At 62.0% G+C, this 9,087-nt stretch carries 7 protein-coding genes and 1 pseudogene; 3 read left to right on the forward strand and 5 right to left on the reverse strand.

Annotation, left to right across the window (positions count from 1 at the left end; all coding sequences use genetic code 11):
• Positions 1-245 precede the first annotated feature (245 nt).
• The 4 genes and pseudogenes from PseAD21_RS30420 to PseAD21_RS28880 form a co-directional block, all read right to left on the reverse strand.
• Positions 246-1,127, reverse strand: a complete 882-nt coding sequence (locus tag PseAD21_RS30420) for a methyl-accepting chemotaxis protein (protein WP_371859115.1) — start codon at positions 1,125-1,127, stop codon at positions 246-248.
• A 27-nt stretch (positions 1,128-1,154) separates the two neighbouring features.
• A pseudogene (locus tag PseAD21_RS30425) lies at positions 1,155-2,213 on the reverse strand (HAMP domain-containing protein); the annotation flags it as partial.
• Positions 2,214-2,321: 108 nt separating this feature from the next.
• Entirely contained in the window at positions 2,322-3,689 is a 1,368-nt protein-coding gene (locus tag PseAD21_RS28875) for a PLP-dependent aminotransferase family protein (RefSeq protein ID WP_102359106.1), read from the reverse strand.
• 196 nt (positions 3,690-3,885) lie between these two features.
• Complete coding sequence (locus PseAD21_RS28880) at positions 3,886-4,647, reverse strand: SDR family oxidoreductase (protein ID WP_102359107.1); 762 nt, start codon at positions 4,645-4,647, stop codon at positions 3,886-3,888.
• 238 nt (positions 4,648-4,885) lie between these two features.
• Here PseAD21_RS28880 and PseAD21_RS28885 point away from each other — a divergent pair, with 238 nt between their 5' ends.
• A complete protein-coding gene (locus PseAD21_RS28885) occupies positions 4,886-5,890 on the forward strand; it encodes an NADP-dependent oxidoreductase (protein ID WP_102359108.1) in 1,005 nt (334 codons plus the stop codon).
• A gap of 114 nt (positions 5,891-6,004) precedes the next feature.
• Here the strand turns inward: PseAD21_RS28885 and pyrF are convergent, their stop codons facing one another.
• Entirely contained in the window at positions 6,005-6,703 is a 699-nt protein-coding gene (gene pyrF / locus PseAD21_RS28890; RefSeq protein WP_007968913.1) for an orotidine-5'-phosphate decarboxylase, read from the reverse strand.
• Positions 6,704-6,987: 284 nt separating this feature from the next.
• Here pyrF and PseAD21_RS28895 point away from each other — a divergent pair, with 284 nt between their 5' ends.
• Both PseAD21_RS28895 and PseAD21_RS28900 read left to right on the forward strand, forming a co-directional pair.
• Entirely contained in the window at positions 6,988-7,749 is a 762-nt protein-coding gene (locus PseAD21_RS28895; RefSeq protein WP_102359110.1) for a response regulator, read from the forward strand.
• Complete coding sequence (locus tag PseAD21_RS28900; RefSeq protein ID WP_102359109.1) at positions 7,749-8,798, forward strand: HAMP domain-containing sensor histidine kinase; 1,050 nt, start codon at positions 7,749-7,751, stop codon at positions 8,796-8,798. Before PseAD21_RS28895 ends, PseAD21_RS28900 begins: the two co-directional genes overlap by 1 nt.
• The last annotated feature ends 289 nt before the right edge of the window (positions 8,799-9,087 follow it).

Below are 9,087 nucleotides of genomic sequence, written 5' to 3' on the forward strand. Positions count from 1 at the left end.
CAAACACATCGAGAGGAGGTGCAGCGAAGCAAACCGTAGGCGATGCCCCCGGATGAACCCCGCAACGAAGGAACCCGAGCCACGGCGAGGGCCGTACGCCGGGGCCCAGCGTTTTGGTTACTTTTTGGCGTCTGAAAAAGTGACTCGCCGTAAGGGCGAAACCGCCAGCAGCAGCACCCCAACCAACGGATATTCACCCCAAACCCAAGAACCTGGTCGGCCCACAGGCCGCCAAGACTCAAGGCTCAAAGCCGAAAATGCCCAACCATCCCCTTAAGTTCCCCCCCCAACCGCGCCAGCTCAATACTCGAAACCGCATTCCCCCGCATCGCAATCGAAGACTGATCAGCACTCGCACGAATACTCGTCACACTGCGATTAATCTCCTCAGCCACCGAACTCTGCTCTTCGGCCGCCGCCGCAATCTGCTGATTCATCTGCTGAATCAACGACACCGCCGCCGCAATACTCCCCAACGCACTCTCCGTCTGCAGCGCATCACTGACGGCAAGCTTCACCAGTTCACCACTGCTCTGAATCTGCTGCACCGACGAATGCGCCGCCGCGCGCAGCGCACTGACCAGCCGCTCGATCTCTTCAGTCGATTGCTGCGTACGCCGCGCCAACGCGCGCACCTCATCGGCCACCACCGCAAAACCCCTGCCCTGCTCCCCGGCCCGCGCCGCCTCGATCGCCGCGTTGAGCGCCAACAGATTGGTCTGCTCGGCCACACTCTTGATCACCTCGAGCACCGTACCGATATTCTGAATCTCGGCACTGAGGCTCTCGATGCTGGAACTCGCCGAAGTCGCCGAATCCGCCAACTGCTCGATCCGCGCCATGCTCTGGCGCACCACCTGCTGCCCGCTCTCGACCTTGCCATCCGCCGTTTGCGCGGCCAGCGCAGCCTCCTCGGCATTACGCGCCACGTCATGCACGGTGGCGGTCATCTGGTTCATGGCCGTGGCCACCTGATCGGTTTCTTCCTTCTGGCTGCTGACTTCCAGATTGGTCTGCTCGGTCACCGCCGACAGCGATTGCGCAGAACTGGCCAGTTGTTCGATGCCCGCCTGCAAACCGCTGACGATCGTGCTCAGCCCGGTGCCCATCTGCTGCATCGCCAGCATCAACTGGCCGATTTCATCACGACGAGTCACTTCGACCCGCGCACTCAAGTCCCCGGCGGCAATCTGCTGCGCAACCCGCATCACACTGCGCAACGGCGCGACGATCAACCGCGTAATGACCCACGCGGCAATCAGCCCCACCAGCAACGCCAGCGCGGAGGAGCCGACGATCAACACCGAGTTCTTTTTCAGCTCCGCCTGCATCGCGCCGTCCTCAGCAACATACGCTTGATCGACACGCGCCATGACCTGCGCCGCACGCTGGTGCAACTGTTCGTAGACGGTTTTTTCCTGTGCCAGCAGGCCGGTGTATTCGGCCAGTTTGTCGTTGAAACCGGCGATGTGCCCGGACACTTCATTGAGGACTGTCAGGTAGCCTTCATCCTTGACCGTGGTCTTCAACTGCTCGGCCTGAGCCTGGGCCTGAGCGGCCTGTTCGATATTGCCCTTGCCGGCACTGTCGGCATCGCCCTTGCGGCTCTGGTCGAGACGAATCCGCGCCTCGTTCATCGCCTGCAACATCAGCCGCGACACTTGGCTGACCTGGCTGGCCTGTTCGATGAACTGCGCGCCGTCCTTGCCTTCGGTGTCCTTCAAGGTATACGCGCCATCATCAGCCAACCCGGCTTGCAGCACGTCCAGGTTGTTGGCCACGCTGGACACCGACCAACTGGCCATTTCCAGCGCCAGATCCTTGGCCAGGGTCAGCGAGACGAACTCGTCGAACGCCTTGCGATAAGCGCCCAGTGACTGCTCGACATCGCTCATCACCGTCACGTTGGCCGGTGTCTGCGCCTTGAGTTGCCCGGCCAGAGCCAGCAAGCCGTCCACGCCCTCGTGCAAGGCATCGACGGTTTTCGGGTTGCTGTGCAGCGCATAATCCTGCTCCAGCAGCCGCACCTTGAGCAACGCGCTGTTGAGCGCCGACATCTGTTTCAGCCCGTCGAAACGTTGACTGATGGTCTGCAGGGACCAGACACCGATGGCGGCTACCAGCGCGGTCAACAGCAGCACCAGGGCAAACCCGATACCCAGTTTTTTCGCCATACCGAGGTTGGCAAAACGTCCTTGCACGGCCGAAATCATTGCGCGTAGTCCTCTGCCAAAGTCTGTTGACGAAGATTCGCAACGGCCATGGAGCAGCACAAGTCTCTGGCGTCGGAATAATGGCAAAAAGCTACGCCCGCGTCGTTTTCAGAACGTTTGAGGTCGATTGGCACGGGTACTGCGAAAAAATTGCCGGGCCCGCGGATCACAAGCATAGGTCACATTGATCCGCTGCCACTCACCGGCTTCGCCATTCGGGCTGAAAGCCCCCGGGGCGCACAGGCGCACGCCACTGCTCTGCGCCTGACGCTGCAATCGGGCCGGATCGCTCAGCGGTGAACGGGCCCAGATGAACAGCCCGCCACAGGGTTTGCCGAACACTTCCCAATCGGCGTCTTCCAGCGCCTGCAACGCGGCGACCCGATCGGTATTCAGGCGCTGACGCTGGCGCTGGACCATTTTGCGATACGCGCCACTGGCCAGAAGGCTGGCCAGCACCGCCTCATTGAAACTCGACGCGCCCATGCTGCTGATCATCTTGACCCGGGCCAGACGCGCAATCAGCGGGTACTCGGCGCAAATGAAGCCGACGCGCAACGAGCTGCTCAGCGTCTTGGAAAAACTACCGACGTAGATGACGCGTTCATCGAGTGCCGCCAAGCGAATACCGTTGCCATTGTGCAGGTCAGCGTAGACATCGTCTTCGATCAGTTGCACATCATGAACGATACACAGCTGCAGGATCTGTTGCGCCACGGCCGGGGTCAGGCAGGAACCGGTGGGGTTGTGATGATGACTGTTGATGAACATCGCGACCGGCCGGAATTGCCGCAACAATGCCTCCAGCGCCTGGGGATCCGGCCCGCTCGGGGTGCGCCGCACTTCCAGCAACTGCACACCGTGCAGGCGCAACAGTTCGAACAGCGGTGCATAGCCCGGATTTTCCACCACCACACAGTCGCCGGCCTTGAGCAGCGTGCGCACCAGCAGATCCAGTGCGTGGCTGGCACCGGAGGTCGTCAGGATCTGCTCATCGAGAGCCTGGATGTCAATCAGCCTGAGACGCTTGACGATCTGCTCGCGCAGCGCCAGCAGCCCCAGCGGGCTGCTGTAATTGAACAGACTCGCCATGTCGGTTCGGGCCACCTGACGGATCGCGTAGCTCAGGTCATCGGACTCACGCCAGCTTTGTGGCAAGCCTCCCTCGCCGAGCTGTAACCGGTCCTGCGCCTGTCCGCCATCGATGGCTGCCAATCCCCTGCTGCACCCAGCGCCTGGCCGCGCCGCCACGATGAATCCCGACCCCTGACGCGCGGACAGCAGGCCCTGGGCAACAAGCCGCTCACAGGCCTCGACTACACACGACTGGCTGAGCAGATTGGAACGCGCAATTTGCCTGACGGAGGGCAGACGCGTGCTCGGCGCCACGCCACTGCGCAAGATCCAGTCAGTCATTCCATCAACAATCTGCTGCACGACCGGCACCATTGCCTGTCGGTCAATTCTCAATTCCATGAGCACGCAAACTCCTGTCCGTTTTGCTGGCGGCAGTAAATCACAGCCACGCCGTACAGGCTGTGCGACAACGCCGTCAAAAGCGACCGTTCTAACCGTTTGATACACATTGTTTAGCAAATACACGGAACTGACGGCCCGCCATAAAAAAACCCGCACGCAGGCGGCGGGTTTTCTCAATTGATCCAGCACAGCGTCAGAAAGCAGTGACACCACCATCCACGGCCAGGGAATGACCGGTGGTAAACGCCGCGCCATCACTGCACAGATAGAGCACCGCGCTGGCAATTTCCTCGACCTTGCCGATACGCCCCACCGGGTGCATCGCGTTGGCGAACTCGCCTTTCTTCGGGTCAGCCTCGTAGGCACGGCGGAACATGTCGGTGTCGATCACCGCCGGGCACACCGCGTTGACGCGGATTTTCTTCTTCGCGTATTCGATCGCCGCTGACTTGGTCAGGCCGATCACCGCGTGCTTGGATGCCGCATAGATACTCATCTTCGGCGCCGCCCCAAGCCCCGCCACCGAGGCGGTGTTGACGATCGCCCCGCCGCCCTGGGCCAGCAGCAACGGCAGCTGATATTTCATGCACAACCAGACGCCTTTGACGTTGACGCCCATGATCGCGTCGAACTCATCCATCGAGCCGTCGGCCAGCTTGCCTTGTTCGATTTCAATCCCGGCATTGTTGAAGGCGTAGTCGAGACGACCGTAGGTATTGATCACCTCGTCCATCAGATTTTTCACTTCGCTTTCAACGGTAACGTTGCAGCGCACGAAGGTCGCTTCGCCACCAGCTGTACGAATCAGCGCCACCGTACCCTCGCCCCCCGCCGCGTCCAGGTCGGCCACCACCACTTTCAGGCCCACGGCGGCGAACGCCTGAGCGGTCGCACGGCCAATGCCGTTGGCCGCGCCAGTGACTACGGCAACCTGACCGGAAAACGTCATGCTCATTGTTATGTCCTCGAAGGAGAGATGCAGGAGGGATTTGCAGAATCGCAGCATAGCCACCGGCCACCGCCCCGCGTCAGCACTATCAGAAGGCTGTTTATGCCTTCATCCGTCGCAGTGATAAACCCCGCCGAGGGACTATCACTGCACTGGATCATTGCGCATTCGCCGCATCAGCCAACCTTGCAGCATTGACCTCGAGGGTCTATCAACAAGGCTTCATTCAGTTCGAGTGCCTGCCATGACCACCCAGACCAATCGCCAGTTCCTGCTCGCCAGACGCCCAGTGGGCGCCGCCACCCGTGAGACCTTCACCTACCAGGAAGTACCGGTCGGCGAACCTGCGACAGGGCAGATCCTGGTCAAGAACGAGTACTTGTCTCTCGACCCGGCCATGCGCGGCTGGATGAACGAGGGCAAGTCCTACATCCCGCCGGTAGAAATCGGTGAAGTCATGCGCGCCTTGGGCGTCGGCAAAGTCATCGCCTCGAACAACCCGGGCTTTGCCGTCGGCGACTACGTCAACGGTGCCCTCGGTGTGCAGGATTACTTCCTGGGTGAGCCCAGAGGCTTCTACAAGGTCGATCCGAAACTGGCGCCGCTGCCGGTGTACCTGTCCGCGCTGGGCATGACCGGCATGACGGCTTACTTCGCCTTGCTCGACGTGGGCGCGCCGAAGGCTGGCGACACCGTGGTTCTTTCAGGGGCTGCCGGCGCGGTGGGCAGCATTGCCGGGCAGATCGCCAAAATCAAAGGCTGCCGAGTCGTCGGCATCGCCGGCGGTGCCGACAAGTGCAAATACCTGATCGATGAACTGGGCTTCGACGGCGCCATCGACTACAAGCACGAAGACGTTCTGGCCGGGCTCAAGCGTGAGTGCCCGAAAGGCGTCGACGTGTACTTCGATAACGTTGGCGGCGAGATCCTCGACGCGGTGCTCAGCCGCCTGGCGCCGAAAGCCCGGGTGGTGATCTGCGGCGCCATCGGCCAGTACAACAACAAGGAGGCGGTCAAAGGCCCGGCCAACTACCTGTCACTGCTGGTCAACCGTGCACGCATGGAAGGTTTTGTGGTGATGGACTACGCCGCCCAGTACGCCAGTGCGGCGCAGGAAATGGCCGGCTGGATGGCCAAGGGACAGCTCAAGAGCAAGGAAGACATCGTCGAAGGCCTGGAGACCTTTCCGGAGACGCTGATGAAATTGTTCAGCGGGGAGAATTTCGGCAAGCTGGTGCTGAAAGTTTAGTTTCACCACAAACCAACTGTAGGAGTGAGCCTGCTCGCGATAGCGGTGTATCAGTCACAGTAAATGTCACTGATACACCGCTATCGCGAGCAGGCTCACTCTTACAGGGGTTACTTAGGCGATTTCGGCTACAACCGACGCCAGTGCCTTGGCCGGATCCGCCGCCTGGCTGATCGGACGGCCGATCACCAGATAATCGGAACCGGCATCCAGCGCCTGACGTGGCGTCAGAATACGGCGCTGATCGTCCTGCGCGCTGCCCGCCGGGCGAATCCCCGGGGTCACCAGTTGCAGCGACGGATGCGCCGACTTCAGTGCAGTGGCTTCCAGCGCCGAGCACACCAGACCGTCCATCCCGGCCTTCTCGGCCAGCGCGGCCAGGCGCAGCACCTGCTCCTGCGGTTCGATGTCCAGACCGATACCGGCCAGATCCTCGCGCTCCATGCTGGTCAGCACGGTCACGCCGATCAGCAACGGCTGCGGGCCGCTGCGCTTGGAAAGCTCTTCACGGCAGGCCGCCATCATGCGCAGGCCACCGGAGCAATGCACGTTGACCATCCACACGCCCATCTCGGCTGCAGCTTTCACGGCCATCGCGGTGGTGTTGGGAATGTCATGAAATTTCAGGTCGAGGAATACCTCGAAGCCTTTGTCACGCAGGGTGCCGACGATTTCCGCGGCGCAACTGGTGAACAGTTCCTTGCCCACTTTGACCCGGCACAGTTTCGGGTCCAACTGGTCGGCCAGCTTCAGTGCGGCGTCACGGGTGGGAAAATCCAGGGCGACGATGATAGGAGTCTGGCAGGCGGACATGGATGGGCTCTCAGGCAAGTCGAAATCGGCGCGCATTGTAGCGGAAGCAGCGCCAGCGCGGCACCCGATGATCGGTAAAATCGTCGCCACAATCGTGATCAGCATAGCGCTCGCAGCTATTGTGTCGAACCCGATACACAACCGACACGCCGCCAACAAGCGCCCCCGCTAGCCTCGCCAGCCGCAACACGCCCTTACATCAGCACTTCCCGCCTCACGGCAGGACGCCTATGCTGAAACCACCACCTCGCAGCCCATCTTTGTGGTTGGCGGCCTACTGGCAGATGAACAGCCCCATGCACAACACCCAAACGACCGTGACTGATGAGCATAAAGACGACAAGCGCTGGAGCATCCGCGCGCTGATCGTCGACGATGACGTGCCGATCCGCGAGCTGATGATCGACTACCTGGCCCGCTTCAACATCCACGCCAGCGGCGTCACCGACGGCGCGGCCATGCGCCAGGCGTTGCTGGCCGAACATTTCGACGTGGTGGTCCTCGACCTGATGCTGCCCGGCGAAGACGGCCTGTCGCTTTGCCGCTGGCTGCGCGCCGAATCGGACATCCCGATCCTGATGCTCACCGCCCGCTGCGAACCCACCGACCGCATCATCGGCCTGGAACTGGGCGCCGACGACTACATGGCCAAACCGTTCGAACCACGGGAACTGGTGGCGCGGATCCAGACCATCCTGCGCCGGGTGCGCGATGATCGCACCGAACAGCGCGCCAACATTCGCTTCGACAACTGGCGCCTGAACAGTGTCCTGCGCCAGTTGATCGCCGACGATGGTCTGGTAGTGCCGTTGTCCAACGCCGAATTCCGCCTGCTCTGGGTCTTCATCGAACGCCCGCGCCGGGTGCTCAGCCGCGAACAACTGCTGGACGCCGCCCGCGGCCGTTCGATCGAAGCCTTCGACCGCAGCATCGATTTGCTGGTGTCGCGCCTGCGGCAAAAACTCGGCGACGACCCGAAAGCCCCGCAGTTGATCAAAACCGTGCGCGGTGAGGGTTACCTGTTCGATGCGCGAGACATCGGCTGATGCGAGCGCGCTTCGACACGCTGTTCGGCCGCCTGTTTGGCATGCTGTTCGTGGCGATCGTCCTGGCGCACCTGCTGGCCTTTGCCTGGTTTCACCACTACGGCCCGCCTCCACCGCCGCCCCCGCCGGAATTCGCCGAGGGCGTCGAGGGCCAACGGCCGCCGCCGGATCCACGCTTCGCCCATCGCCCGCCACGCCCCTGGTTCGGCGGGCCGCTGGTGCCGCTGACCTTCCAGTTCATCTCGCTGATGATCGCTGCCTGGTACGGGGCGAAACTACTCAGTCGACCGATCCAGCGCCTGAGCAACGCCGCCGAACGCCTGAGCGAAAACCTCGACAGCCCGCCACTGGACGAGTCCGGCCCACGTGAAGCGCGGCAAGCGGCGTACACTTTCAACCTGATGCAACAACGCATTCGCGAACAGGTGCAGCAACGGGCACGCATGCTCGGCGCCGTCTCCCACGACCTGCGCACCCCGCTGTCGCGGTTGAAACTGCGGCTGGAGCAGATCGACGACGACAAACTGCAAGGCCAGATGCGCCAAGACCTCAACGACATGATCGGCATGCTCGACGCCACCCTCACCTACCTGCACGAACAGCGCACCAGCGAAGCCCTGCAGTTGATGGACGTGCAGGCGCTGGTCGAATCGTTGTGCGAAAACGCCCAGGACCAAGGCGCGGACGTCCAGGTCAGCGGCCATTGCGCACCGCTACCGGTGCAGCCGATGGCGCTGCGCTCGTGTATCAACAACCTGATGGATAACGCTCTGCGCTATGCCGGGCAAGCACGTATCGAACTACAGGATCAGCGCGAGCAACTGCTGATCCGCGTCATCGACCACGGCCCGGGGATTGCCGAGGACAAGCGTGAAGCGGTGTTCGAGCCGTTTTATCGCCTGGAAGGTTCGCGTAATCGCAACTCCGGCGGCGTCGGCCTGGGCATGACCATTGCCCGCGAGGCGGCGCAGCGTTTGGGTGGCCAGTTGAATCTGGAAGAGACCCAGGGTGGCGGCCTGACCGCCATCATCCGTCTGCCGCGCACCTGAGAACACATCATTCCCCTGTGGGAGCGGGCTTGCTCGCGAAGGCGTCGGCTGATCCAACACCTCCATTGAATGGAGTGGCCTATTCGCGAGCAAGCCCGCTCCCACCGTTGGGTCGGGTGCGGTCAGCTAGAGATTGGTCGGCTCGTAGGCCGCCTTCGCGAGCAGGCTCACTCCTACAGTTGGATTTGCGGGGGATTCAGTTGGAGATTGGTTGGCTGGAAGGGCCTCTTCGCGAGCAAGCCCGCTCCCACCGTTGGGTCGGGTGCGGTCAGTTAGAGATTGGGCGGCT

The sequence above is a fragment of the Pseudomonas sp. AD21 genome (assembly GCF_002878485.1).
Lineage (GTDB): Bacteria > Pseudomonadota > Gammaproteobacteria > Pseudomonadales > Pseudomonadaceae > Aquipseudomonas.

Excerpts from the sequence above, each read along its gene's own strand:
- PseAD21_RS30420 (WP_371859115.1), bottom strand. The coding sequence starts at position 1,127 with ATGCTGGCGATGCAGCAGATGGGCACCGGGCTGAGCACGATCGTCAGC.
- PseAD21_RS28875 (WP_102359106.1), bottom strand. The coding sequence starts at position 3,689 with ATGGAATTGAGAATTGACCGACAGGCAATGGTGCCGGTCGTGCAGCAG.
- PseAD21_RS28880 (WP_102359107.1), bottom strand. The coding sequence starts at position 4,647 with ATGAGCATGACGTTTTCCGGTCAGGTTGCCGTAGTCACTGGCGCGGCC.
- PseAD21_RS28885 (WP_102359108.1), top strand. The coding sequence starts at position 4,886 with ATGACCACCCAGACCAATCGCCAGTTCCTGCTCGCCAGACGCCCAGTG.
- pyrF (WP_007968913.1), bottom strand. The coding sequence starts at position 6,703 with ATGTCCGCCTGCCAGACTCCTATCATCGTCGCCCTGGATTTTCCCACC.
- PseAD21_RS28895 (WP_102359110.1), top strand. The coding sequence starts at position 6,988 with ATGAACAGCCCCATGCACAACACCCAAACGACCGTGACTGATGAGCAT.
- PseAD21_RS28900 (WP_102359109.1), top strand. The coding sequence starts at position 7,749 with ATGCGAGCGCGCTTCGACACGCTGTTCGGCCGCCTGTTTGGCATGCTG.